23 protein-coding genes are annotated in these 24,016 nt (G+C 61.8%); 11 read left to right on the plus strand and 12 right to left on the minus strand.

Annotated features, from left to right (window positions below; translation table 11 throughout):
* Nucleotides 1-322: 322 nt before the first annotated feature.
* Genes BW43_RS06535 through BW43_RS06520 form a run of 4 tightly spaced genes read left to right on the plus strand, consistent with a single transcriptional unit; the run spans nucleotide 323 to nucleotide 4,916 of the window.
* Entirely contained in the window at nucleotides 323-1,030 is a 708-nt protein-coding gene (locus BW43_RS06535) for an ABC transporter ATP-binding protein (RefSeq protein WP_032889741.1), read from the plus strand.
* Complete coding sequence (locus tag BW43_RS06530; RefSeq protein WP_032889744.1) at nucleotides 1,027-2,226, plus strand: ABC transporter permease; 1,200 nt, start codon at nucleotides 1,027-1,029, stop codon at nucleotides 2,224-2,226. The genes BW43_RS06535 and BW43_RS06530 overlap by 4 nt, the downstream gene beginning before the upstream one ends.
* On the plus strand, nucleotides 2,219-3,682 hold the full coding sequence (locus tag BW43_RS06525) for a TolC family protein (RefSeq protein ID WP_032889747.1): 1,464 nt from the start codon (nucleotides 2,219-2,221) through the stop codon (nucleotides 3,680-3,682). The genes BW43_RS06530 and BW43_RS06525 overlap by 8 nt, the downstream gene beginning before the upstream one ends.
* Nucleotides 3,672-4,916 (plus strand): efflux RND transporter periplasmic adaptor subunit, encoded by a 1,245-nt coding sequence (locus tag BW43_RS06520; protein ID WP_032889750.1) that lies wholly within the window; start codon nucleotides 3,672-3,674, stop codon nucleotides 4,914-4,916. Before BW43_RS06525 ends, BW43_RS06520 begins: the two co-directional genes overlap by 11 nt.
* 323 nt (nucleotides 4,917-5,239) lie before the next feature.
* On the opposite strand, the gene BW43_RS06515 is transcribed toward BW43_RS06520, so the two are convergent.
* From BW43_RS06515 to BW43_RS06460, 12 genes are all read right to left on the minus strand, one after another.
* Nucleotides 5,240-6,634: an FAD/NAD(P)-binding protein gene (locus tag BW43_RS06515; RefSeq protein WP_032889751.1), complete on the minus strand. Its 1,395-nt coding sequence runs from the start codon at nucleotides 6,632-6,634 to the stop codon at nucleotides 5,240-5,242.
* A gap of 12 nt (nucleotides 6,635-6,646) precedes the next feature.
* Nucleotides 6,647-7,414 carry an ABC transporter ATP-binding protein gene (locus BW43_RS06510; RefSeq protein ID WP_032889754.1) on the minus strand — a complete coding sequence of 256 codons (768 nt, stop codon included), beginning with the start codon at nucleotides 7,412-7,414 and terminating at the stop codon, nucleotides 6,647-6,649.
* Nucleotides 7,415-7,417: 3 nt separating this feature from the next.
* Nucleotides 7,418-8,758, minus strand: a complete 1,341-nt coding sequence (locus BW43_RS06505) for an ABC transporter substrate-binding protein (protein ID WP_032889756.1) — start codon at nucleotides 8,756-8,758, stop codon at nucleotides 7,418-7,420.
* A gap of 19 nt (nucleotides 8,759-8,777) precedes the next feature.
* Nucleotides 8,778-9,827 (minus strand): branched-chain amino acid ABC transporter permease, encoded by a 1,050-nt coding sequence (locus BW43_RS06500; RefSeq protein ID WP_032889758.1) that lies wholly within the window; start codon nucleotides 9,825-9,827, stop codon nucleotides 8,778-8,780.
* A gap of 4 nt (nucleotides 9,828-9,831) precedes the next feature.
* The gene (locus BW43_RS06495) at nucleotides 9,832-10,713 is read right to left on the minus strand and encodes a branched-chain amino acid ABC transporter permease (protein WP_032889760.1); all 882 of its coding nucleotides are present in this window, start codon (nucleotides 10,711-10,713) and stop codon (nucleotides 9,832-9,834) included.
* Nucleotides 10,713-11,483: an ABC transporter ATP-binding protein gene (locus tag BW43_RS06490; protein WP_032889762.1), complete on the minus strand. Its 771-nt coding sequence runs from the start codon at nucleotides 11,481-11,483 to the stop codon at nucleotides 10,713-10,715. The genes BW43_RS06495 and BW43_RS06490 overlap by 1 nt, the downstream gene beginning before the upstream one ends.
* The gene (locus tag BW43_RS06485; protein WP_032889764.1) at nucleotides 11,480-12,328 is read right to left on the minus strand and encodes an AMP-binding protein; all 849 of its coding nucleotides are present in this window, start codon (nucleotides 12,326-12,328) and stop codon (nucleotides 11,480-11,482) included. Before BW43_RS06485 ends, BW43_RS06490 begins: the two co-directional genes overlap by 4 nt.
* 126 nt (nucleotides 12,329-12,454) lie before the next feature.
* Nucleotides 12,455-13,888: an LLM class flavin-dependent oxidoreductase gene (locus BW43_RS06480; protein WP_032889765.1), complete on the minus strand. Its 1,434-nt coding sequence runs from the start codon at nucleotides 13,886-13,888 to the stop codon at nucleotides 12,455-12,457.
* A complete protein-coding gene (locus BW43_RS06475) occupies nucleotides 13,888-14,214 on the minus strand; it encodes an acyl-CoA dehydrogenase (protein ID WP_032889767.1) in 327 nt (108 codons plus the stop codon). Before BW43_RS06475 ends, BW43_RS06480 begins: the two co-directional genes overlap by 1 nt.
* A gap of 12 nt (nucleotides 14,215-14,226) precedes the next feature.
* Complete coding sequence (locus BW43_RS06470; RefSeq protein ID WP_032889769.1) at nucleotides 14,227-15,423, minus strand: SfnB family sulfur acquisition oxidoreductase; 1,197 nt, start codon at nucleotides 15,421-15,423, stop codon at nucleotides 14,227-14,229.
* Between the two features lie 174 nt (nucleotides 15,424-15,597).
* Nucleotides 15,598-15,954: a hypothetical protein gene (locus BW43_RS06465; RefSeq protein ID WP_032889770.1), complete on the minus strand. Its 357-nt coding sequence runs from the start codon at nucleotides 15,952-15,954 to the stop codon at nucleotides 15,598-15,600.
* Nucleotides 15,955-16,095: 141 nt separating this feature from the next.
* Nucleotides 16,096-16,659, minus strand: a complete 564-nt coding sequence (locus BW43_RS06460) for a helix-turn-helix domain-containing protein (protein WP_032889772.1) — start codon at nucleotides 16,657-16,659, stop codon at nucleotides 16,096-16,098.
* 93 nt (nucleotides 16,660-16,752) lie between these two features.
* On the opposite strand from BW43_RS06460, the gene BW43_RS06455 reads away from it, so the two are divergent.
* From BW43_RS06455 to BW43_RS06425, 7 genes are all read left to right on the plus strand, one after another.
* Nucleotides 16,753-17,682 (plus strand): DMT family transporter, encoded by a 930-nt coding sequence (locus BW43_RS06455; RefSeq protein ID WP_032889773.1) that lies wholly within the window; start codon nucleotides 16,753-16,755, stop codon nucleotides 17,680-17,682.
* 193 nt (nucleotides 17,683-17,875) lie between these two features.
* Nucleotides 17,876-20,797: a monovalent cation/H+ antiporter subunit A gene (locus tag BW43_RS06450; RefSeq protein WP_032889775.1), complete on the plus strand. Its 2,922-nt coding sequence runs from the start codon at nucleotides 17,876-17,878 to the stop codon at nucleotides 20,795-20,797.
* A complete protein-coding gene (locus tag BW43_RS06445; protein WP_003192163.1) occupies nucleotides 20,797-21,141 on the plus strand; it encodes a Na+/H+ antiporter subunit C in 345 nt (114 codons plus the stop codon). The genes BW43_RS06450 and BW43_RS06445 overlap by 1 nt, the downstream gene beginning before the upstream one ends.
* Nucleotides 21,138-22,820 (plus strand): monovalent cation/H+ antiporter subunit D, encoded by a 1,683-nt coding sequence (locus tag BW43_RS06440; protein WP_032889777.1) that lies wholly within the window; start codon nucleotides 21,138-21,140, stop codon nucleotides 22,818-22,820. Before BW43_RS06445 ends, BW43_RS06440 begins: the two co-directional genes overlap by 4 nt.
* Entirely contained in the window at nucleotides 22,817-23,305 is a 489-nt protein-coding gene (locus BW43_RS06435; RefSeq protein ID WP_032889779.1) for a Na+/H+ antiporter subunit E, read from the plus strand. The genes BW43_RS06440 and BW43_RS06435 overlap by 4 nt, the downstream gene beginning before the upstream one ends.
* A complete protein-coding gene (locus tag BW43_RS06430; RefSeq protein WP_005789171.1) occupies nucleotides 23,302-23,580 on the plus strand; it encodes a K+/H+ antiporter subunit F in 279 nt (92 codons plus the stop codon). Before BW43_RS06435 ends, BW43_RS06430 begins: the two co-directional genes overlap by 4 nt.
* Nucleotides 23,577-23,930, plus strand: coding sequence for a Na+/H+ antiporter subunit G (locus BW43_RS06425; protein ID WP_032889780.1), 354 nt, complete (start codon nucleotides 23,577-23,579; stop codon nucleotides 23,928-23,930). Before BW43_RS06430 ends, BW43_RS06425 begins: the two co-directional genes overlap by 4 nt.
* Nucleotides 23,931-24,016 lie beyond the last annotated feature (86 nt).

Raw genomic sequence — 24,016 nt, forward strand, 5'->3', positions numbered from 1 at the left:
ATTTGATTTTTTATACCGGGGCGGCCGTTCGAAAGCAAGTGGGGATACACCGCCATACGATTCAAAGCCTTGGCCAGCGGGCATTTTGAGGGTGATCCGGGCAATTTTGACGGCCCCTCACACCGCGTTATGTAATCGTTTCAAAGGGTAAAACCGCTCTACATCCATGGCTGGCGAAGCGCTGGGAACACGGTTAGTATTCAAACAATATTTTAAAAACAAGAAATAAAACCAGTCCGTGACGCGTACCTGACAACTCCCGAACTTGTTACAAGGATTTACCGGGGGACATGACGGCAGCGTCGAGACTGCAGGCGTAGTCATGATGACAGATACCCCCGCGCACCCAGGCTTGATCTCCCTGCAAGGCATCGGCAAACGCTATCAGTTGGCCGGGCAAGAGCTGTCCATTCTCAATGACGTGTGCCTGTCCATCACCCGCGGTGACAGCTGCGGCATTCTCGGCGCGTCCGGCTCCGGTAAAAGCACCCTACTCAATATTCTTGGCCTGTTGGACTTGCCCAACTGCGGCCAGTACCACTTTGCGGGCCACGATATTTTCAGCGCCACCCCGGATGAACTGGCGGCGATCCGCAACCAGCAGATCGGTTTTGTGTTCCAGAGCTTCAACCTGCTGCCGCGCCTCAGCGCCTTGGACAACGTCGCCTTGCCGCTGAGCTATCGCGGAGTGTCGCGCCATGAATCGGTGGAACAGGCCCTGCGCATGCTCGAACAAGTGGGTTTGGCCGATCGCGCTCACCATCGCCCCGCCGACCTTTCCGGCGGTCAGCGCCAACGCGTTGCTATCGCCCGCGCGCTGGTGGGCAAACCTTCGGTGATCCTGGCCGACGAACCCACCGGTAACCTCGACAGCAGCACCGCTCAGGACATCATGGACCTGCTGCTGGCGCTGAACCGCGAGCAACAGGTCACGCTGATCATCGTCACCCACGACGCGACTATCGCCGAGCGACTGGAACGCAAGATTCTGGTGCGCAACGGCGTGGTGCACGAGGTCGGTCGCCTATGAGCCTGCGGGTCGAACAGAGCCTCAGCCAATTGCTGCATGAAGCCTTCATCAGCCTGCGCACCCTTGGCAAGCGCTCGGTTCTGGCCCTCTTGGGCATCGTGATTGGCAGTTCGTCGGTGGTAGCACTGATCAATATCGGCCATAACGCGGCAGTGGATGCCGCGATGATTTTCAAGGACATGGGCACCGACACCCTGGTGGTGCAGTTCCCGCCCAAAGGCAACAACAATGTGCCGATGCGTACCCCACTCAACCTGCAAGCGGTGCGCGAGGCCGTGCCAGGCATCGCGCATATCGGCGCACTCAGCCTGTTCAGCGGGCCCATCGTGTTCCATGGCCGCACAGCCAACGCCAACTTCGTCGGCGGCACAGCGGAGATTCCCCAAACGATGCGCCTGGAACTGCGACAAGGGCGTTTTCTGTCGAGCTACGACGCCAACGAAACTTATGGCGTGATTGGCGACCAGGTCGCCCAGGCACTCGGGGCGCCGGGCGATCCCGTGCAACTGGGCGACCGGGTGCGCATCAACGACTACCTGTTCCTGATCGTCGGCATTCTGCACAACCAACCGCGGGCGATGCTGATGCCGGTGCAGGCCAACGAGTCATTGTTCATCCCCGCCGAAGGCATGCGCCGTATCTACGCCACGCCGCAGATCAGCAATGTGATCATCCGCGCCGCGCCCGGCCAGGACATGGAGCACATCGCCCGGGCAGCCGCCGACGCCTTGCAGACCCAGCTCACCGAACACACTGTCGACATTCAGGTGCCCCAGCAAATGATCGACGGCATGACCCGGCAAAGCCGCACCTTCGCCTACCTGCTACTGGCCCTCGGCGCGATTTCCCTGGTGGGCGGTGGCGTGGGGGTGATGAACGTGATGCTGATGAACGTCTCGGAGCGCCGCCGCGAGATCGGCATTCGCATGGCCTTGGGCGCTCGCCAGCGAGATATCCGCAACCTGTTCCTGCTCGAAGCCGTGACCCTCACCGCCGTCGGCGCGCTGTGCGGCGCGGTGCTGGGCATGAGCGCTGCCTGGCTCTACGCCTGGCTGTCGGGCTGGGAGTTCGCGCTGGCAGCTGCCGCCCTGCCTCTCGGCGTGGGCAGTACATTGCTGGTGGGTTTGTTCTTCGGCCTCTACCCGGCAGTTTCGGCCTCGCGATTGCAACCGGTGGAGGCCCTGCGTGATGAGTAAATGGCTCTGGTTGCTCGCGCTGATCAGCCTGCCCGGCGTGGCGGCCGATGTGGTCATCCGTCCCTCGGCCCCCAGCAGCCCCCGCAGCGTGTCGTTGAACGCCCAGGTCACCGCGCTGACCCTTGGCGACGCGGTGTACCTGGGCCTGCGCAACAACCCGGCAATCCGCAGCGCCTACCTGCAACGGGTGGCGCAGAAGTTCGACCTGCGGGTCGCTGAAGACGTGTTCAACCCCAAGCTCACCCTCAACAGCTATTACCGCGCCACCCGCGGTTCCCAGGACAGCGCACGCAACACCAACGTGGCGCCGGCCACCAGTTTGCTCAGTGAGTACGGCACCCGACTGAGCATGGGCTGGACCCAGCAACTGAACAACGCCGACCGCGCCGGCCGTTACCGCAGCGACGGCCTGGACCTGGCGATCATCCAACCGCTGCTGCGCGGTGCCGGCTGGGACGCCACCACCGCGCCGCTGCGCCTGTCGCGCCTGTCGGAACAGGCCAATCGCCTGAACCTCAAGGCCACCGTGGCGCAGACCATCAGCCAGATCATCGCCACCTACCGCGAACTGCTGCGCGCCCAGGAACAACTGCTGATCGTGCAGGAAGCCCTCAAACGCTCCGACACCTTGCTGAACGTGAACAAGGCGCTGATCAGCGCCGGGCGCATGGCCGAGTTCGAAATCGTGCAGACCGAAGCCGATATCGCCACCCAGCAGTTGGGCGTGGAAGAAGCGCAAAACCAACTCGATACCAATCGCATGGCGCTCCTGCGTCTGCTGGCCCTGGACCTGTCCACGCCGATTCGCGCCACCGAAGCCCTGGAGGCCAAGCCCATGCAGATCGACAAGCGCCAGGCCTTCACCCTGGCGCAAACCCAGCAACCGGAGTACCTCGCCGCCCTGCTCGGCAGCCAGCAGGCCGACCTCGACCTGGTGATCGCCAAAGACTCCGGGCGCTGGCAGGTGGATTTGGTGGCCGGCGCGAACCAGATTCGCGACAACTACAATAACGACGCCGGCAGCAGCAATAACCGCACCTGGGACAGCTACGCCGGGGTGCAGGTGCAGATCCCCATCGGTGACATCAGCACACGCCAGGCCGAAGTGCGTGCGCGGGTGAATGTGGAGGATCAGGAAATCCGCATCACCGACGCCCGTCAGGAACTGGAGCGCAGCGTCAACGATGTGGTGCGCGACCTCGGCACCCGTTGGCGCCAATATGAAATCTCCCAGCGTGCGGTGGAGCTGTCACGGCGCAAGATCGAGATCGAGCGGGAAAAGCTCAGTGCCGGACGTTCCACCAACTTCCAGGTGCTGAGTTTCGAGACCGACCTGCGCAACGCCGAAAACGCGCAGCTCAATGCACTGATCGCTTATTTGAACGCCCAGACCCAGCTCGACTTGACCCTGGGCATGACGCTGGAAAGTTGGGAAATCACCCTCAATGACTACTAATCGAAAACGCCTGCTGGGCGCTGTAGTGATCCTGCTGCTGGTCGGAGCGGGGCTGGCGTTGCGCAGTCCTGCTTCCAGTCCCGCCAGCACCGCCGAGCAATGGCTGGCCATAAAACCCGACCCGCTGGTGCACCAGATAGGTCTGGTGGGCAAGATCGAGCCCGACACCACCCTCATCCTCACCGCCCCGTTCGACGGCAACGTGCAGGCCAACCTGGTGGAACAAGGCCAACGGGTCGAGGCCGGTCAGGTGCTGCTGCGCATGGACCCGGCCACCCTCCAAGTGCAACTGCGCGACGCACTTTCCGCCCAGCTCAAGGCCCGGCGTACCGTGCAGGAGATGCAAGACTGGGAGAGCAGCCCGGCAGTCAGCCGTGCCCGCCGCAGCCTGCGCACCACCGAGATGAATGCCGGCAACACCCAGCGCAAACTCACCGAAAGCGACAACCTGTTCAAGCGCGGCATCATCCCGCGCAACGAACTGGACGAACTCAAGCAGCAAGCCCAGCAACAACAGCTGGACCTCGCCTCCGCCCGCAGCGAACTGCAACAGGCGCTCGATCAGGGCAAAGGCGAGTACCGCCAGATTGCCGACATGGAACTGACCAACGCTACGGTGAAATACGAGGCCCTGCGCACGTTACTCGAAGGCCAGGAGGTCAAGGCGCCGTTTTCCGGCATCGTGGTGCCCGCGCCTGGCAATAACACACCTCAAGGCGGCGGCATTACCAACGCCCCCATCCAAGTTGGGAGCAAGATCAGCCAAGGCCAGGTGTTGTTCGGGTTGGCGAACATAGAACGGCTGAAAATCGTCGCCAAGGTCTCGGAGTTGGACATCAACCAATTGCATCAGGGCCAGGCGGTGGAGGTCATGGGCGATGGGTTTGATGGCGAGCGGCTGACTGGCTCAGTCAGTGTGGTCAGCGGGTTGGCAATGGCCAGTGACAGCCAGGGCAGTGCGCAGTTTCCGGTGACGCTATCGATCCCCAAGCTGACGCCCCAGCAGTTGCAGCGGGTGCGGTTGGGGATGAGTGCGCGGTTGACCATCATCACCTACAACAATGCGCAGGCGATTGTGATTCCGAGCGAGGCGATCCAGGCAGATATGACGGTGGAGTATCGAGAAGCGATGGATAAGCCGGTGGAGCGAGTGAAAGTGACCACCGGGCAATCGACGGCGCAGGGGGTTGAGGTGTTTGGCCTCAAGCCTGGCTTTGTGAACACCTCAAGATAAATGGAGATCCCCTGTGGGATGGCGGTGCGACGGTTCGACTTGCTCCCGATGGCAGAGGGTCAGTCAAAGCTGCATAAACTGACACACCGCCATCGGGAGCAAGCCCCCTCCCACATTTGAAATGAGTTCAACTTAGAACCCGGTCGGCTCTAGGGCCGACACGCTCTTGCTTTTGATCTGAAATCGCCCCGTCAACCACGATGGCCGGCATTCCGGCCTTTACAAAAGTGACCCACTGTAAGAGCGGAACCACTAGCCGCCGTTACCCAAATAACGGATATGTACCCCAAAAAACCGCAGATCCGAAGCAAGCCCTACCCCATTCAGGCCTTCACCAATCTCGAAGCCAGCGCCTTGGCCTGAAGCGCCACATCCGTCACCGCCGTGCTTTCCCACCACATCCCGCGCAATGGCGGGCCCATGGCAAACAGGCGTTCACTGACCTGCCCCTGGGCATCCAGCACTGCGCCGGACATATCCGCCGCAATCCCCAACGCCAACGGCCCAGGCCTGATCAACCCGCGTTTGAGCAACTGCTGCGGCAACGGCCGGGCCACGCGGCGCCAGTCGTATTCGATGCCGCTGGAGTTGATCAGCGCTGCCCCCGACACTTGGGTGATCGCCTGTTCGCCTCGATAACGCAAGCGAATGGTTACGCCCTCGCCCGAAGGCTCCAGCCCTTTGAAAGACGCCGCTTGAATCCGCAAGCGCCCTTCCTCATGCAGCCGCGCTACCAACTCTGCGCTCAATGGCGGCGAGCGGTGGTGATGGCTTTCCCACCAGGGCCGCACATGCCGCACGAACTGACGTTTCTCCCGCTCGCTGGCCTGGCTCCACAACCGGCCGATATGGGCACGCACGGTGTCCAGCGGCGACTGCCAATCGATGCCCTGCTCCAGCGCGATCCGGCATTGCCGACGCACTTCGCGCAGCAACTGCCGAGGGCTGCGAAGGCCGTGGTCAGCGGCAAGAAAATCCTCCCAAGCCGGCGGTTGCCGGCGCACATGGGGCAACAAACCGTGGCGTGAGAAAACCTCGATAGGTCCGCGATGCCCGGCCTGTTCCAGGGACACCACCGCGTCGACCATGGTCAGCCCGGAACCGATGATCAGCACCCTAGACTGCGGGTCGAGTTGGGTCATGGCCTGCACATCCCACGGGTCCACCGCCGCGGCGTTCAAGCCGCTGGATTCGGTTTGTGGCGTGCGCGCCGCCGGGAACATGCCGGTGGCCAGTACGGCAAACGCACCGCGCAGTTGCTGGCCGTTGTCGAGGGTCAGCAGGGTTGAATCCGCGTCCACTTGCAGGTCGACCACTTGCGCCCTGACATGCTCCACCGTGGAAGCCGACAACACCTTGGCCTCAGCCAACCGTTGCTGCGCATACAGGCCAAAAATCCCGCGCGGCGGGAACAGTTCGCTGATGGACACGTGCTGCTGGTCCGACTCCGGCCAGCCGCCAGCGCCGATGTAGTCAGTGAGCCATTGAGTCAGGTCATCGGCATTGTCCGGGTCGACACTCATGCGTGCCGCGTTGCCGTTCAGGGTGTGGCCCAACTCCACAGCGCTATAGGCCTCGCCACGCCCGAGCTCGGCGCGCGGCTCAATCACCAGGATCCGACGCTGACCACCTAGACGCAGCAGTTGCACGGCCAGCATCGTCCCACTCAGGCCGCCGCCGACGATCAGTACATCAGCGTTGCGGATGGATTCACTCATGCAGGTTCGCCCTTACTGTTTACCCAGGTAAATATCATGCAAGTCACCCCGCGCCAGCAATTCAGCGGCGCTGCCGCTCAAGGCCACGCGCCCAGTATCCAGCACGTAACCCTGGGACGCATAGGTCAGCGCGACGTTGATGTTCTGCTCGGCGATCAGGAAGCTCACCTGCTGCTCGCGGTTGAGCTGCGCGATGATCTCGAAAATCTCCTGCACGATCATAGGCGCCAAACCCATGGATGGCTCGTCGAGCAGTACCAAAGTAGGACGAGTCATCAACGCACGGCCGATGGCGACCATCTGCTGCTCGCCGCCCGAGGTGAGCCCGGCGCGGGTGTGGCGCTTGGTCTTGAGCCGGGGGAACCAGGCGTAGATGCGCTCCAGGTCGTGCTCCATTTCCTTGCGGCTCAGGCGTCGCACAAAGCCGCCGCTGCGCAGGTTGTCTTCCACCGTCAGCTGGCCGAACACATGGCGCCCCTCCAGCACATGCACCATGCCCTGGCGCACGCGCTGGCTGGGGTCGACATCCGCCAGGTCCTTGCCTGCGTACTCGATAACACCTCGGCTGACCTCGGCGCGCTCGGCCCGCACCAGACCAGAGATGGCCTTGAGGGTGGTGCTCTTGCCGGCACCATTGGCACCGAGCAAAGCGACAATGGCGCCCTTGGGCACGCTCAGCGAGACCCCGGCCACCGCCAGGATTGCGCCGTCGTAGATCACTTCAATGTCATTGACCGTCAGCAGTGACGCGCTTTCGGCTTCAGTGGCAGGCTGGCTCATGGCTTATTCATCCCCCGTGCAGGTGCGTGGCGTGAGGCCTTTTTCCTTGGCGAACGCGGCGGATTTTTCATCGATCAACGGGCGTAGCAGCCCACGGTCGGCAGCGATCCATTCGCTGACCAGCGTCCAGTTGGCGCCGTCCCATTGCTGCACGCGCGCAGAACCGCCGCCTTCATGGTCGCGGCATGACAGCTTGAGGTTCTGCATCAGGCCCAGGTAACCCATGGCCTTGAGGCGTGCGTCGTCGATATTCAGGTGTTCCAGGCCCCAGCGGCCTTCTTCACCATTGAGTGGACGCTTGCCGAACTTGGCCTGACCGGTGCGGATCGCCTCTACGGCCACGGCCGCGTTCACCAAGCCGGAGTTGTAGTACACGCTGCCGAAGTTTTTCAGGTCCTTGAGGTCGCTGTGGCCCTTGTCGAGGATGTATTGCTTGAGGCGTTTGTGGATCTCAAAATCGGCGCCGGCCGGGTATGGCGTCAGCGCCAAGTAGCCCTTGGCGGCAGCGCCAGCGGGCAATACGTCTTCGCTGGAACTGGCCCAGATGTCGCCGATGATATGGTCAACCGGGAAGCCGAAGCGCGCGGCGGTCTTCACCGCCACCGGCGTCGACACGCCCCAGGTGCGCAGGAACACCCAGTCCGGGTTGGCCTGGCGTACCTGACGCCACTGTGCGGACTGTTCATTGCCGGGGTCCGCCACCGGAATCTGGATATTTTCAAAGCCGTATTTCTCGGCCAGCAATTTCAGCGGGCCGAGGGTTTCGCGCCCATAGGCCGAGTCGTGGTAGACCGTGGCGATCTTCTTGCCCTTGAGTTTGTCGAAGCCGCCTTCGCGCTGGGCAATATAGTTCACCAGGGTCGAGGCTTCGCTGTAGAAGGTCAGCATCACCGGGAAGTTGTAAGGGAACACCGTGCCGTCGGTGGCTTCGGTGCGACCGTACCCGAGGGTGATCAGCGGGATCTTGTCCACCTCGGCCCGCTCGCTCAAGGCATACGCCGCCGGCGCGCCGTTGGGCTGATACACCGCGACCGGCGCGCCATCCAGGCCATTCTTGAAGCGCTCGTAGCACTCGATGCCCTTCTCTGCCGTCCACTCGGTCTCGCATTCCTGCCACACCAGTTTCACGCCATTAATGCCGCCTTCGACCTCGTTGATATAGCGCAGGTAGTCGATCATCCCGGCCCACACCTGCACGCCGCTGGACGCGTAGGCGCCCACCCGGTACGTCGCCAGGGGGAAGAACTGCTGGTCGGCCGAGGCCATCGCCTGGGGCACGGCAGCGGACAACGCCGCCAACGCAAAGGCCGCACTGACCAGGGATCGTTTTAAGGATGCACGCATGGAAATTCTCTTCTATAGGTCAGAAACGTAGGGGCCACTGACGCAGCCGATCGCGAAGGTTGTGCAACAGGCGAATCAAGCCCTCGGGTTCCTTGATCAGGAACACGATGATCAACACGCCAAAAATGATTTTTTGCAGATTCTGCAACTGCCCCGCGTCCACCGAGCCGCCGAACAGCGCTTGCCCCGCGTGGCTGAGAAAGATCGGCAGCAAGCTGATAAACGCCGCGCCCACGAAGTTGCCGGCGATGCTGCCCATGCCACCGATAATGATGATGAACAGGATCTGGAAGGAGCGATTGATATCGAAGCTGCTGGCGCTGGCCGTGCCCAGGTAGGCAAACGCCCACAGCGCGCCGGCGATGCCGAGGTAAAACGAGCTGACCGCAAACGCCAGGCGCTTGTAGCGCACCACCGGGATGCCGACCACGGCGGCAGCGGTGTCCATGTCGCGGATCGCCATCCAGTTGCGCCCCACTTGGCTGCGCACCAGGTTGACGGCGGTCCAGGTCAATAGCAGCACCGTGACCAGCGTCAGCCAGTAGCGGCCCAGCGGCGTATTGAGGTCATGGCCGAACAGCGCCAGTTTCGGCGCCGAGATGGTCCCGGACGATCCGTAGTTGTAGAACCACGGGAATTTGACGAACAGCCATTCCAGGAAAAACTGCGCGGCCAATGTGGTGACCATCAGGTAGAAGCCTTTGATCCGCGAGCTGGGCAACCCGAACAACAGGCCGACCAAGGCGCTGATAATCCCGCCGCCCAGCAATGCCAGCGGCAATCCCAGCTCCGGCAAGCGCAGCAGAAATCCGTAGGTCGCGAAGGCGCCGACCGCCATGAAGCCGGCCGCGCCCACCGAGGTTTGCCCGGTGTAGCCGGTCAGCAGGTTCAAACCCAACCCGGCCAGCGACAGCACTAGAAACGGGATCAGGATCGCATTGAGCCAATAGTCATTGCCCCACAGCGGCACCACGATAAACGCCAACGCCAGCAGGCCGAGCAGGCCCCAGGGCACACGTCGCGGGACCAGCAACAACGGCGCGGTTTCTTGAGCAACAGGGATCGACATGGTTTCAGACTCGCTCAATAGCGCGCTCGCCGAACAGGCCGGCGGGACGGATATACAGGAAGGCCAAGGCCAAGACATAGGCGAACCACGGCGTGATGCCGCCGCCGATCAGCGGGCCGATATACACCTCAGCCAGGTTTTCCGCCGCGCCGACAATCAACCCGCCGACAATCGCGCCGCCAATCGAGGTAAAGCCGCCGATGATCAACACCGGCAACGCCTTGAGCACCACCAGCGACAGCGAAAACTGCACCCCCTGGCGCGCGCCCCATAACAGCCCGGCCACCAGCCCGACAATGCCGGCCACCGCCCAGACGATCTGCCAGATGCGGTTGAGGTTGATGCCGATGGACAGCGCTGCTGTGGTGTCATCCGCCACTGCGCGCAACGACACACCGATGCGGGTCTTGTTGAACAGCAGCGCGAGCACCGTCACCAGCACCACGGCAGCCGCTGCGGCGATCAGGTCGAACTGGCTGAGCATCAGCGGGCCGACAAACAGCGGCACGTCGTCGATGCCCAAGTCCAGGGCGCGCACTTGCGCGCCCATCAAGCCCTGGGCCAGGCCTTCGATAATGAATGACAAGCCGAGGGTGGCCATGAACAGGGTGATCTGAGAGCGGTTCACCAGCGGGCGCAGCACCAGGCGCTCGATGAGCAACGCGCCGACGATCATCACGATCACCGTCAGCAGCAACGCGAGAGCAAACGGCACGCCCTGGTCATGCAGGCTGACAAAGGTCAACGCCGCAAACAGCAGCATCGCGCCCTGAGCAAAATTGAACACACCGCTGGCTTTGTAGATCAGCACGAAGCCGATGGCGACGAGTGAATACATCGTGCCGGCGAGCAGGCCGCCAAGCAGGGTTTCGAAGAAGAAGGTCATCAGTGTACGGCTCCCAAGTAGGCGGCGATCACCTCGGGATTGGCCTGTACTTGCGCCGGCGTGCCGTCGCCGACCTTGCGCCCGTAGTCGAGCACCACCACGTGGTCGGACAGTCCCATCACCACGCCCATGTCGTGTTCGATCAACACCACGGTGGTGCCGAGGTCGCGGTTCACGTCAGCGACGAAGCGCGCCATGTCCTGTTTCTCTTCTGCGTTCATCCCGGCCATGGGTTCGTCGAGCAGCAACAGGCTAGGTCCGGCGATCAGTGCACGGCCCAACTCCACACGCTTTTGCAGGCCGTAGGACAGGTTGCCCACCAGCACATCGCGGTGTGCTTGCAGCTCAAGGAACTCAAGAATGCCTTGGCCCCGCTGGCGAAAGGCCGCGGCCTCGCGGCGCGCGCGTGGCAAGCCGAGGGCCTGCTCGATAAAGCTGCTGCGCATGTGCCGCGACAGGCCGGTGAGAAGGTTGTCGAGCACGCTCATTTTTTTGAACAGCGCGTTGTTCTGGAAGGTGCGGCCAATGCCTCGGCGCGCGGCGCCCAAGGGGTCGATGCGGTGGAAATGTTGCTGTTCGAAGACGATCTCGCCGGCGTCAAAGCGATACACGCCATTGAGCACATTGAGCAACGAACTTTTACCGGCGCCGTTAGGGCCGATCAACGCGCAGATCTCGCCGCGCTGCACGTCAAAAGACAAGGCGTTGATGGCCTTGACCCCTTTGAATGACAGCGAGATATCGCGCACCTGAAGAATAGCGTCGCTCATGCGATATCCCGTTTGAGTTCAGCCAGCCACACGGGCTCGGCAGTGGATTTGAGAGGCTGCCAGATAGAGGCCAGGCGCTGGAAACCCAGCAGTTTGCGTACACGGTTCTTCAGTAAACGGCGCAGTCCGCTTTGAGGATGGGCGATGGCCCAGTCGCACAGGCGTCGGCGCCAGGTGCCGCGGGGTGCAAGGCGGCTTTCGATCTCATCGGCCAGGTACCGCAAACGCTCCGGCGACAGCAGCAAGCCGGTGGGCGCCACTTCACTGCGATCGCGCTGCGCCGAGGCCAGGCTTTCCGGGAAGGCCAGGCCGTGGCCGCTGCTCAGCCATTGCTCCAGCAGCACCGCCAGACCGCCTTGCCAATGGGTGCCCTCCTCGCTCCACAGTGCTGTTTCGCCGGAGGGTTGCCACCAGCGCTGCAAATGCTGCGCAGGCTCGACCGGGCCGAGCAATTGGGCGAAATCCAACCGCTGGGTGAACGTCCAATCGCGCTGACGACCTTGAGCGTAGGCGTGGCTGGGATGCATACGCCACAGGTGTTGCTCCAGGGCCTGCGGCTCAAGGTCATCGGCCAGCGTCAGCACTTGCGCGCCGACGGAATGGGCCGCCAACGCCAGCAACAGCAGGTTCGGCTCAAAGGCGCCGCTGAGCACCAAGCGAGACTGTTCACTTAAACCTTGCTGGCGCAAACCATCGGCCAGGCGCTCGACGTCGCGCAGGGTGTCAATCCAGCGCCAGGCATACCATTGGCCCTGGCGCTTGTGGCGCAGAGCGATGTGCAACGGCGTGAGTTGTGCCCAGTGTTGCAGGTGTTCCAGGAGGGCCTTGGGTTCGAGCACGCTCATAGGTGTTTGCTCCTATTGGAGGGTGTGCGTGCGGTGGTCCGCTGGCTTGATTATTTGGATCGACACGGGACAACTGTGGGAGGGGCGGTGCGACGATTCGACTTGCTCCCGATGGCGGTGGGTCAGTTAGACCACCTTTGACTGAGCCACCGCTATCCGCGGCAAGCCCCCTCCCACATTGGATTTATGTGCATTGGAAAGATCGCGATAGCTGGCGCCCGGGTGGTTGGCTCCCAGTCGCGCACCGTCGCCAAACAACTTCTCGCGCAACGTGCCTTCGGCGTATTCGGTCTTGTACACCCCACGCTTCTGCAACTCCGGCACCAGCCATTCCACGGCGTCGATAAAGGTTTCGTGGGTCAGCGCATAGGCCAGGTTGAAGCCGTCGACGTCGGTCTCTTCGACCCATTCCTGCAACAGGTCTGCCACCGTCTCCGGACCGCCGACAAACAGCGGACCGAAGCCACCGATGCCGACCCAGTCCGCCAGTTCATTCGGCGTCCAGACTTTATTCGGATCGGCCGTGGAGAAGGCTTCCACCGCCGATTGAATGGCGTTGGTGTGCACATGCTTGAGCGGCTCATCCGGTTTGAACTGGCTGAAGTCGATGCCGGTCCAGCCGGAGATCAGCGCCATCGCGCCTTCGTAGCTCACATAGGATTTGTAGTCGTCAAACTTGGCTTTAGCCTTGGCGTCCGTTTCGTCGACGATCACCGTCTGCAAATTGAAGATCAGGATTTTCTTCGGATCACGCCCGGCCTCGGCCGCACGACGGCGGATGTCGGCAACGGTTTTTTTCAGCAGCACCTTGGACGGCGCGGCGACGAACACGCATTCGGCCTGCTCGGCGGCAAACTGCTTGCCACGGCTGGACGCGCCGGCCTGGTACAGCACAGGCGTGCGCTGCGGTGACGGCTCGCACAGGTGAATGCCGGGCACCTGGAAGTGTTTGCCGACGTGTCGGATCTCGTGGATTTTGCTCGGATCACTGAAAATCCGCCGCTCGCGGTCGCGCAGTACCGCGCCCTCCTCCCAACTGCCTTCCCAAAGCTTGTAGCAAACCTCCAGGTATTCCTCGGCGTAGTCGTAGCGTGCGTCGTGTTCGGTCTGGGCTTTCTGGCCGAGGTTCTTGGCGCCGCTTTCCAGGTAGGAAGTGACGATATTCCAGCCGATACGGCCCTTGGTCAGATGGTCCAGGGTCGACAGCCGACGCGCGAATGGATACGGATGCTCAAACGACAACGAAGCGGTGAGACCAAAGCCCAGGTGCTCGGTGACCAACGCCATTGGCGCGATCAGCGACAACGGGTCGTTGACCGGCACTTGGGTGGCCTGGCGAATCGCCGCATCACCGTTGCCGTTGTAAACATCGTAGATGCCCAGCACGTCGGCGATAAACAGACCGTCGAACTTGCCACGCTCCAGAATTTTCGCGAGATCGGTCCAGTATTCCAGGTCCTTGTACTGCCACGAACGGTCACGGGGGTGCGCCCACAGGCCGGGAGATTGATGGCCGACGCAGTTCATGTCGAAAGCGTTCAAGCGGATTTCACGGGACATCACAGCACTCCGTTGAGGTGGTAGTTGCCGACAATCTGGTATTTGTTGCGCAACGGATCATCCAGGGTCGACGGCAGCGCGGTGCGTTGCCCGGTCAGTTCAAATTCCGCGTTACTGGCGGCGATGAGGGCTTCGGCGGCGGCGATCTGCGCCTCGGTGGCGGCCACCGGGCTCGGGTGGGTTTCGGCGCGTTCGAGCAAGGCAGCGGCCACATCCACACGGATCTGCAAGTCGCCGAAGCGGCTGATCACATAGGGGTCAGCGCTTTTTTCGACATGGCGGCGGGTGCTGTCCAGCAGTTGGCGCGCGAGATTCAAGGCAGTCATGGGTCAGGTTCCTCAGTTCCAGGCGTGGCGCGCAGGTTTCACGCCGTTGAGCACGAAGTTGCCGATCAGGTGGTATTTCCAGCGGGCCGGGTCGTGCAAGGTGTGGGTGCGCGCGTTGCGCCAGAAGCGGTCGAGGTTGTGCTTGGCCGTGACCGAACGGGTGCCGGCCAGTTCGAAGAGTTTGCTGCTGGCGAGCAAGGCGGTTTCGGCGGACAGCACCTTGGCTTGGGCGACGATCAGCGAGGCGTTGGCCACGGTGTCTTCGTTCGGTTGCGCCAAGGCTTGGTCAACCGCGATGCCGGCCTTGGCGAGGATCGCTTCGGTGCCGTGCACGCGCCATTCCAGATCGCCGATGGCGGCGATGGTGAACGGGTCCTGCCAGCCGTGATCCTGCTGGCTGTCGATCCAGGGACGGGCCTGGCGCGCGAAAATTTTTGCCTGTTCAAGGGCGCCGAGGGCAATGCCGGTATCAACTGCGGCCTGGATGATTTGCGAAATCGGCCCATCGGCCGTGGGTTGGTCAAACGCCAGGTGGGCGGGGATCACCGCACTCAAGGGCACAGTCACGCCGTCGAGGGTCACGCCGCCGCTGGCGGTGGTGCGCTGGCCGAAGCCGTCCCAGTTGTCGATCACGGTCAGGCCTGGCGCGTTGCGCTCGACAAAACCAATGAACGCCTGGCCCTTTTCGTTATTGCCCACCGTGGGCACGATATGGGCGAACAGTGCGCCAGTGCAGTAGAACTTTTCACCGTTGATTTGCGCGGTATCACCGTGAAACCGGATTTGGGTGTCAAAGGTGCCGGCGTTTTTGCTCTTGGCCTCGGAGAAAGCATTGCCGAAGCGGTAGCCCGCCAACACCTTGCCGAAGTAATAGCGCTTCTGCTCCTCGGTGGCGGTTTGCAGGAGGATGTCGACGACACCCAGATGGTTCTGCGGGATTTGCCCCAAGGACGGGTCTGCCGCGGAGATCAATTTGATCACTTCGGCCACGGTGACATAAGACACACCGGCGCCACCGTAGGCCTTGGGAACAGTGATGCCCCACAGGCCGCTGGCGGAGAACTCGTCGAGTTCGTCTACCGGTAAGCGACGGTCGCGGTCACGCACGCTGGCATCGACGGCGAAGCGTTCGGCCAGGCGCGTGGCGACCTCGATGGCCTCCGCGTCCGAGCGGATGATATGGGCAGGGTGTTGAGGATGGGCTGACATGGGCCGACTCCAGGCTCCAGGGATATGCAGGAGCTACAGCAGGAGTCGTGCCACATGAAAAATAACTTTAAAAACAATGAGTTAAATTAAAAGCTCGCAAAGAACGGGAGCGCTGTCATACAGCAAACTCTCTAGTCACTGTTCACCTGCAAACAGTAACGTATGGAACACGCTCTATGCAGGGGTGCGAGGAGCCCCTTCGACAATGTACTTATCAAGGTCCGATTTATAAGGCGGCGAAAGCCCTTCCACGTTAAAACTCACATAAACGAGGGGCGTGAAAAAAACCGGTTTTGCAGTCCACACGGGAATTTCCAAGGTTTCTACCGATTTAACTTCAACCCTGAAGTGACTGGAGCCATTCCCCTCAATCTTCCCAATGATTGTTTGACCTATGCTCATGCCAACGAACGGTTGGATAACCAATTTGAGCTCTTCAGCCTCCACATCAGCATATTGGACGACACCGCCCTGTGATGGCTCCAGGGATGGTGCGGGGTTCACCAGCACGGGGGGTTGTTCGTCTTTCATGGTGCATCCTCCAGTGATTGATTAAATCGCCGCCAACCAACCACTTCCGGGCAGTGATGCCATAAACCTATGCCCGGCACATGAGACAAACAAGCTGTGAAACTTGACAGGTGCTCAGCAGCATCTTTGTAGACAAGGCCGCTAAATCACCACGTTGCGCACAAAGCGCACGGCGACCTCGCCATCGTTGCGATAGGCGTGGGGCTGGTGACTGGCGAACATGAAGAATTCGCCGGCGCCGATGGTGTTTTCCTGTTCGCCCACGACCAGCGTCAAGATACCCTCAAACACAAACAGCTGCTCGCTCCAGCCTTCCAGGTCGGGGTCCGGGCAATAGCGATCACCGGGTTCGAGGCGCCACTCCCATAATTCGACTTCGCGCCGAGCGGTGGCCTTGGCCAGTAGCACCGCCTTGCTCCCGGCAATTTCACCGGCCCAGGCCAATTCGTTGATGCGGCTGTGATCGCGTACGTCCGGAGCCTGGATCAGGTCGCTGAAGGCTACGTCCAATGCTTCGGCCACGCGGTCCAAGGTGGACAGGCTGACGTTTTTCTCGCCTGCTTCGATGGCCACCAGCATGCGCCGGCTGACCCCGGATTTTTCCGAGAGCGCGGTCTGGCTCAGGTCGGCGGCGTGGCGCAGGCGACGAACGTTTTGGCTGACGTGCTGCAGGACCGAGGCCCGTTGTGGATTTTCTTTGTGCACTATATTGCTCAATAGGTGGGTGTGCGCAGTATACTGCCCAGCGTGCGGCGCATTGTGCGGTCCGTACCTTTCCCTGTGCAAGACCGAGCCGCCATGACCACCACCAAAACCCCTTCGCGTTTCAACCGCTTCAGCAAAGCCGAATGCATTCTGGTGTTTATCACCATGATCTGGGGCGGCACCTTTTTATTGGTGCAGCACGCTATGACGGTGAGCGGTCCGATGTTTTTCGTGGGTCTGCGCTTTGCGGCTGCGGCCATCGTGGTGGGTTTCTTCTCGTTGCGCACGCTGCGCGACCTGACCTTGTTTGAATTGAAGGCGGGGGTGTTTATCGGTGTGGCGATCATGTTTGGCTACGGCTTGCAGACCATCGGCCTGCAGACGATCCTGAGCAGCCAGTCGGCGTTTATCACCGCGCTCTACGTGCCGTTCGTGCCGTTGTTGCAATGGCTGGTACTCGGCCGTCGCCCTGGGTTAATGCCGAGCATCGGCATCATGCTCGCGTTTGCCGGGTTGATGCTGCTGACCGGGCCTGCGGGGGCTTCGCTGAATTTCAGCCCAGGTGAAATCGCGACCTTGATCGGTGCCATTGCGATTGCGGCGGAAATCATCTTGATCAGCGCATTTGCCGGTCAGGTGGATGTGCGCCGGGTGACGGTGGTGCAATTGGCCACAGCCTCACTCCTATCGTTTTTGATGGTGGTGCCGATGGGCGAGGCGCTGCCGGGGTTTTCGTGGTTGCTGCTGTTCAGCGCCGTGGGCTTGGGCTTGACCAGCGCGGTAATCCAGGTCGCGATGAACTGGGCGCAACAGAGCGTTTCACCGACGCGAGCCACGTTGATCTACGCCGGCGAGCCGGTGTGGGCAGGTGTGGTGGGGCGGATTGCCGGCGAGCGGTTCCCGCCGATTGCGATGCTGGGGGCGGTGTTGATCGTGGTGGCCGTGATTGTCAGCGAATTAAAGACGAAGGGGCAGAAAGCGCTCGCGTTGGCTGAAGAGCTGGAGCAAGAGCGTCAGAGTTGAGGTTCGTGTTTTGGAGTTGCCTCGCAGCCCGGCAAGAGCATACGCCCTCGCCACAGGGGTAATTCCAGCCTAATGAAACAATGCCAAATGGGAAGTTTCAGCCTACCTTGTAGGATCCTGCCACATCTTGCCGTTTGGTGATCATCAAAGCGGCACGTATGATGCATCCCAAACTCCCGCAGATTAGAAGCCTATGTCCCTGATAGTTCTACTGCTTCTGCCATTCATTGGCAGCTGTCTAGCGGCCTTGCTGCCGCACAATGCACGTAACACCGAATCCCTGTTGGCCGGCCTTGTGGCTCTGGTCGGCACCATTCAAGTCGCCCTGCTCTACCCCCAGATCGCCCACGGTGGCGTGATCCGCGAAGAATTCATGTGGTTACCCAGCCTTGGGCTGAACTTCGTGTTGCGCATGGATGGGTTTGCCTGGCTGTTCTCGATGCTGGTGCTCGGCATCGGCGCGCTGGTGGCGCTTTATGCGCGCTACTACATGTCGCCGGACGATCCGGTGCCACGTTTCTTCGCATTTTTCCTGGCTTTTATGGGCGCGATGCTCGGGCTGGTGATCTCCGGCAACTTGATTCAAATCGTATTTTTCTGGGAACTGACCAGCCTGTTCTCGTTCCTGTTGATCGGTTATTGGCACCATCGCGCCGATGCGCGACGCGGCGCCTACATGGCGTTGATGGTCACCGGTGCAGGCGGTTTGTGCCTGTTGGCAGGCGTGATGTTGCTGGGGCATATCGTCGGCAGCTATGACCTGGACCTGGTGCTGGCGGCGGGCGATCAGATTCGCGCGCACGCGCTGTACCCGGTCATGCTGGCCCTGGTGCTGATCGGCGCCTTGAGCAAAAGCGCGCAGTTCCCGTTCCACTTCTGGCTGCCCCATGCCATGGCGGCACCGACCCCGGTGTCTGCCTATCTGCACTCGGCGACGATGGTGAAGGCCGGCGTGTTCCTGCTGGCCCGTCTGTGGCCCTCGCTGTCGGGCAGCGAAGAATGGTTCTGGATCGTCGGCGGTGCCGGCGCCCTCACCCTCCTCCTCGGCGCTTACTGCGCCATGTTCCAGAATGATCTCAAGGGCCTGCTGGCCTACTCCACCATCAGCCACCTCGGGCTGATCACCTTATTGCTGGGCCTCAACAGCCCGCTGGCGGCCGTCGCGGCGGTGTTCCACATCCTCAACCACGCCACCTTCAAAGCCTCGCTGTTCATGGCGGCGGGCATCATCGACCACGAAAGCGGCACCCGCGACATCCGCAAGCTCAGCGGCCTGGTGCGCCTGATCCCGTTCACCGCGACCCTGGCGATGGTGGCGAGCGCATCCATGGCCGGCGTGCCATTGCTCAATGGATTCCTGTCCAAAGAGATGTTCTTCGCCGAAACCGTGTTTATCTCGGCCACTCAGTGGGTGGAAATCGCCCTGCCGATGATCGCAACCATCGCTGGCACCTTCAGCGTGGCCTATGCGCTGCGTTTTACGGTCGATGTGTTCTTCGGTCCGCCTGCCAAAGACCTGCCCCACACACCCCACGAGCCACCACGCTGGATGCGTGCCCCCGTCGAGTTGCTGGTATTCACCTGCCTGCTGGTGGGCATTTTCCCGGCCCAGGTGGTCGGCTCGATCCTTGCCGCTGCGGCACTGCCGGTGGTCGGCGGTGTACTGCCGGAGTACAGCCTGGCCATTTGGCATGGCTGGAACGCGCCGATGATCATGAGCCTGGTGGCCATGACCGGTGGCGTGGTGCTCTACCTGATGCTGCGCAAGCAGCTCAAGCTCGGCCGTTTCAAGTACCCGCCGGTCATCAGCTACTTCAACGGCAAGCGCGGCTTTGAGCGCAGCCTGGTGGTGATGATGCGCGGCGTGCGCAAAATCGAAAAACGCATCAGCACCAAGCGGCTGCAGACCCAGTTGTTCCTGCTGGTGATCGTTGCGGTGATCGGCGCCATGATCCCAATGTTCAACAGCGGCCTCAGTTGGGGCGACCGGCCGAAGATCCCCGGCTCCATCGTGTTCGTGACCCTGTGGCTGCTGGCAATTGCCTGCGCCCTGGGCGCCGCCTGGCAAGCCAAATACCACCGGCTGGCGGCACTGACCATGGTCAGCGTGTGCGGCCTGATGACGTGCATCACCTTCGTATGGTTCTCCGCGCCCGACCTGGCATTGACTCAACTGGTGGTCGAAGTGGTCACCACCGTGCTGATCCTGCTCGGCCTGCGCTGGCTGCCACGGCGGATCGAAGAAGTCTCGCCACTGCCCAGCTCGCTACGCAAGGCGCGCATTCGCCGCCTGCGTGACTTCCTGCTGTCTACCGTGGTCGGTGGCGGCATGGCGCTGCTGTCCTACGCGATGCTGACGCGCCAGACGCCCAACGATATTTCCTCGTTCTACCTGAGCCGCGCCCTTCCCGAAGGCGGCGGCAGCAACGTGGTAAACGTGATGTTGGTGGACTTCCGTGGCTTCGACACCCTCGGCGAAATCACCGTGCTAGGCGCCGTGGCGCTGACGGTGTACGCCCTGCTGCGGCGCTTCCGCCCGTCCAAGGAAAGCATGCAGCTGCCTGCACAACAGCGCCAACTGGCGCCGGACGTGGCGACCGACCTGGTCAACCCGCGCCAGGCCAGCGATACCGCCCTGGGTTTTATGATGGTGCCGGCAGTGCTGGTACGCCTGCTGCTGCCGATTGCCCTCGTAGTGTCGTTCTACCTGTTTATGCGCGGCCACAATCAACCGGGCGGCGGTTTTGTCGCCGGCTTGGTGATGTCGGTGGCGTTTATCCTGCAATACATGGTGGCCGGTACGCAGTGGGTCGAGGCACAAATGAGCCTGCGGCCAATGCGCTGGATGGGCTTCGGCCTGTTCTCGGCAACGCTGACCGGGATCGGCGCGTTGTTTGTCGGCTACCCGTTCCTCACCACCCACACCTGGCATTTCAGCCTGCCGCTGCTGGGCGATATTCATGTCGCCAGCGCGCTGTTCTTCGACGTCGGCGTTTACGCCATGGTCGTCGGCTCGACCTTGCTGATGCTCACTGCCCTCGGTCACCAGTCGGTGCGCGCGCATAAACCGAGTAACCAGGCCAAAGTAGTCGCCGCAACAGAAGGAGCCGCCTGATGGAAGAAGTCATCGCAATTGCCATTGGGGTCCTGGCGGCCTCCGGCGTCTGGTTGATCCTGCGGCCACGGACGTTTCAGGTGGTAATGGGCCTGTGCTTGTTGTCGTACGGGGTCAACCTGTTCATTTTCAGCATGGGCAGCCTGTTTATCGGTAAAGAGCCGATCATCAAGGACGGCGTGCCGCAAGACTTGCTCAACTACACCGATCCCCTGCCCCAGGCACTGGTGCTGACGGCCATCGTGATCAGCTTCGCCATGACCGCACTGTTCCTGGTGGTGCTGCTGGCGTCACGGGGCCTGACCGGCACGGACCATGTGGACGGCCGGGAGCCCAAGGAATGAACTGGGTCAACCAACTGATCGTCGCCCCCATCCTGCTGCCGTTGCTCACCGCAGCGCTGATGCTGATGCTCGGCGAAAAACGCCGCCCGCTCAAAGCCAAGATCAATCTGTTCTCCAGCGTCATCGGCCTCGGCATCGCAATCCTGCTGTTGTACTGGACGCAAAAAGGTGGGCCCGGCTCGATTGGCGTCTACCTGCCGGGCAACTGGCAGGTGCCATTCGGCATCGTGCTGGTGGTGGATCAACTCTCGGCATTGATGCTGGTGCTCACTGGGATTATCGGCGTGAGCGCGCTGTTGTTCGCCATGGCCCGCTGGGACCGTGCCGGTACCAGCTTCCATGCGCTGTTCCAGATCCAGATGATGGGCCTTTACGGCGCGTTCCTCACGGCGGACCTGTTCAACCTGTTCGTGTTCTTCGAGGTGCTGCTGGCCGCGTCCTACGGCTTGATGCTGCACGGCTCGGGCCGCGCGCGGGTGTCGTCGGGCCTGCATTACATTGCGATCAACCTGCTGGCGTCGTCGCTGTTCCTGATTGGCGCGGCGATGATCTACGGCGTTACCGGTACGCTGAATTTTGCTGATCTGGCACTGAAAATCCCGCTGGTACCGGAGGCCGATCGTGGCCTGTTGCATGCCGGTGCGGCGATCCTCGCCACCGCGTTTTTGGCCAAGGCCGGCATGTGGCCGCTGAACTTCTGGCTCGCGCCCGCTTACTCCTCGGCCAGCGCGCCGGTGGCGGCGATGTTCGCGATCATGACCAAAGTCGGCGTGTACACCGTGCTGCGCCTGTGGACGCTGCTGTTCTCCGGCCAGGCCGGCGCTTCGGCGTTGTTTGGTGGCGACTGGCTGGTGTACGGCGGCATGGCAACCATCGTCTTCGCTGGGCTAGCAATGGTGGCGGCGCAACGTCTGGAACGCATGGCGAGCCTGAGCATCCTGGTGTCGGCCGGCATCCTGCTGTCGTCGGTGGGTTTCGCCCAGCCGAGCCTGACCGCTGGGGCGCTGTTCTATCTGGTCAGCTCGACCCTGGCGTTGAGTGCGCTGTTCCTGCTGGCCGAATTGATCGAGCGTTCGCGCTCGGCCAATGACCTGCCGTTGGATGAAGAAATCGATGCATTGCCCAAGGCCATGGAGTCGTTGCACCCGCGCCCAGGGGTCAACCTGGATGACGAGCAGAAAGCCGTAGTCGGCCAGGTGATCCCCTGGACCATGGCGTTCCTGGGCTTGAGTTTTGTCGCCTGCGCACTGCTGATCATCGGCATGCCGCCGCTGTCCGGGTTTATCGGCAAGCTCAGCTTGCTGAGTGCGCTGGTCAATCCACTGGGCCTGGGCAGCGGCCAGGAAGGCCCGATTCGCCCTGCGGCCTGGGGCCTGATGGCATTGCTGATCCTGTCCGGACTGGCCTCGCTGATCGCCTTCGCCCGTCTGGGTGTCCAGCGTTTCTGGACCCCGGAGGAGCGTCCATCGCCCTTGCTGCGCCGCTACGAATGCGTGCCGATTTTCTTCCTGCTGGGCCTGAGCATCCTGCTGACCTTCAAGGCCGAGCCGCTGATGCGCTACACCCAGGCCACCGCCCAAAGCCTGAACAACCCGGAAAGCTACGTGATGGCGGTCATGGCCACGCGACCAGTGCTCAGCCCTGAAGCCAAGACGGCCGCTCTGGAGGTGCAACCATGAAGCGTCTGCTCCCTGCCCCGTGGTTGTCCCTGGCATTGTGGGTGCTGTGGCTGGTGCTGAACCTCTCCGTCAGCCCTGGCCATCTGCTGCTGGGTGCTGCGCTGGGGGTGCTCGCCCCACTGCTGATGGCGCCGTTGCGCCCGCTGCCGATCCGTATCCGCCGACCTGGCGTAATCATCCGCCTGTTCTTCCTGGTGGGCCGCGATGTGATCGTCTCCAACCTGCAAGTGGCCTGGGCTGTGCTGACATGCGGCTCGCGCCCACCGCGTTCGCGCTTCATCAAGATCCCCCTGGACTTGCGTGACGCCAACGGCCTTGCCGCCCTGTCGATGATCACCACCGTAGTGCCCGGCACCATCTGGTCGGAACTGGCGCTGGATCGCAGCATCCTGCTGCTGCACGTCTTCGATCTGGAGGATGAAGTGGCCTTCATCGAACATTTCAAAAGCGCGTACGAGCGGCCATTGATGGAGATCTTCGAATGAGCGCCCTGCTCTCCAATGCAATCCTGTTCAGCCTGTTCCTGTTCTCCCTGGCCATGGTGCTGACGCTGATCCGCCTGTTCAAAGGCCCTTCAGCTCAAGACCGGGTACTGGCGCTGGACTATCTGTACATCCTGGCGATGCTGATGATGCTGGTGCTCGGTATTCGTTATGCCAGTGACACCTACTTTGAAGCGGCGCTGTTGATTGCGTTGTTTGGCTTTGTGGGCTCGTTTGCCCTGGCGAAATTCCTGCTGCGCGGGGAGGTGATTGAATGATGCCGTTCTGGATGGAAATCGTGGTCGCGGTGCTGCTGGTGTTGAGCAGTGTGTTTGCGCTGATCGGCGCGATCGGTTTGCTGCGCATGAAGGACTTCTTCCAGCGCATGCACCCGCCTGCCCTGGCCTCGACGTTGGGAGCCTGGTGTGTAGCGTTGGCGTCGATCGTGTATTTTTCGGTACTCAAGTCCGGGCCGGTGCTGCACGGGTGGTTGATTCCGATTTTGCTGTCGATCACCGTGCCGGTGACCACGTTGCTGCTGGCCCGTACGGCACTGTTTCGCAAGCGCATGGCCGGTGATGACGTGCCGGCCGAAGTCAGCAGCCGCCGCGCTGATAAAACACCGTAGCTCCGGCACTTTATCAGCGCTAGCTCGCGAAGCTCGTCAACGATAACGCAGCACTTCATGCTGAATCGTGGCGCACTCAGGTTTTC

Source organism: Pseudomonas sp. RIT357 (assembly GCF_000632245.1).
Taxonomy (GTDB): Bacteria; Pseudomonadota; Gammaproteobacteria; order Pseudomonadales; family Pseudomonadaceae; genus Aquipseudomonas; species Aquipseudomonas sivasensis.

Excerpts from the sequence above, each read along its gene's own strand:
- BW43_RS06535 (WP_032889741.1), top strand. The coding sequence starts at position 323 with ATGATGACAGATACCCCCGCGCACCCAGGCTTGATCTCCCTGCAAGGC.
- BW43_RS06530 (WP_032889744.1), top strand. The coding sequence starts at position 1,027 with ATGAGCCTGCGGGTCGAACAGAGCCTCAGCCAATTGCTGCATGAAGCC.
- BW43_RS06525 (WP_032889747.1), top strand. The coding sequence starts at position 2,219 with ATGAGTAAATGGCTCTGGTTGCTCGCGCTGATCAGCCTGCCCGGCGTG.
- BW43_RS06520 (WP_032889750.1), top strand. The coding sequence starts at position 3,672 with ATGACTACTAATCGAAAACGCCTGCTGGGCGCTGTAGTGATCCTGCTG.
- BW43_RS06515 (WP_032889751.1), bottom strand. The coding sequence starts at position 6,634 with ATGAGTGAATCCATCCGCAACGCTGATGTACTGATCGTCGGCGGCGGC.
- BW43_RS06510 (WP_032889754.1), bottom strand. The coding sequence starts at position 7,414 with ATGAGCCAGCCTGCCACTGAAGCCGAAAGCGCGTCACTGCTGACGGTC.
- BW43_RS06505 (WP_032889756.1), bottom strand. The coding sequence starts at position 8,758 with ATGCGTGCATCCTTAAAACGATCCCTGGTCAGTGCGGCCTTTGCGTTG.
- BW43_RS06500 (WP_032889758.1), bottom strand. The coding sequence starts at position 9,827 with ATGTCGATCCCTGTTGCTCAAGAAACCGCGCCGTTGTTGCTGGTCCCG.
- BW43_RS06495 (WP_032889760.1), bottom strand. The coding sequence starts at position 10,713 with ATGACCTTCTTCTTCGAAACCCTGCTTGGCGGCCTGCTCGCCGGCACG.
- BW43_RS06490 (WP_032889762.1), bottom strand. The coding sequence starts at position 11,483 with ATGAGCGACGCTATTCTTCAGGTGCGCGATATCTCGCTGTCATTCAAA.
- BW43_RS06485 (WP_032889764.1), bottom strand. The coding sequence starts at position 12,328 with ATGAGCGTGCTCGAACCCAAGGCCCTCCTGGAACACCTGCAACACTGG.
- BW43_RS06480 (WP_032889765.1), bottom strand. The coding sequence starts at position 13,888 with ATGTCCCGTGAAATCCGCTTGAACGCTTTCGACATGAACTGCGTCGGC.
- BW43_RS06475 (WP_032889767.1), bottom strand. The coding sequence starts at position 14,214 with ATGACTGCCTTGAATCTCGCGCGCCAACTGCTGGACAGCACCCGCCGC.
- BW43_RS06470 (WP_032889769.1), bottom strand. The coding sequence starts at position 15,423 with ATGTCAGCCCATCCTCAACACCCTGCCCATATCATCCGCTCGGACGCG.
- BW43_RS06465 (WP_032889770.1), bottom strand. The coding sequence starts at position 15,954 with ATGAAAGACGAACAACCCCCCGTGCTGGTGAACCCCGCACCATCCCTG.
- BW43_RS06455 (WP_032889773.1), top strand. The coding sequence starts at position 16,753 with ATGACCACCACCAAAACCCCTTCGCGTTTCAACCGCTTCAGCAAAGCC.
- BW43_RS06450 (WP_032889775.1), top strand. The coding sequence starts at position 17,876 with ATGTCCCTGATAGTTCTACTGCTTCTGCCATTCATTGGCAGCTGTCTA.
- BW43_RS06445 (WP_003192163.1), top strand. The coding sequence starts at position 20,797 with ATGGAAGAAGTCATCGCAATTGCCATTGGGGTCCTGGCGGCCTCCGGC.
- BW43_RS06440 (WP_032889777.1), top strand. The coding sequence starts at position 21,138 with ATGAACTGGGTCAACCAACTGATCGTCGCCCCCATCCTGCTGCCGTTG.
- BW43_RS06435 (WP_032889779.1), top strand. The coding sequence starts at position 22,817 with ATGAAGCGTCTGCTCCCTGCCCCGTGGTTGTCCCTGGCATTGTGGGTG.
- BW43_RS06430 (WP_005789171.1), top strand. The coding sequence starts at position 23,302 with ATGAGCGCCCTGCTCTCCAATGCAATCCTGTTCAGCCTGTTCCTGTTC.
- BW43_RS06425 (WP_032889780.1), top strand. The coding sequence starts at position 23,577 with ATGATGCCGTTCTGGATGGAAATCGTGGTCGCGGTGCTGCTGGTGTTG.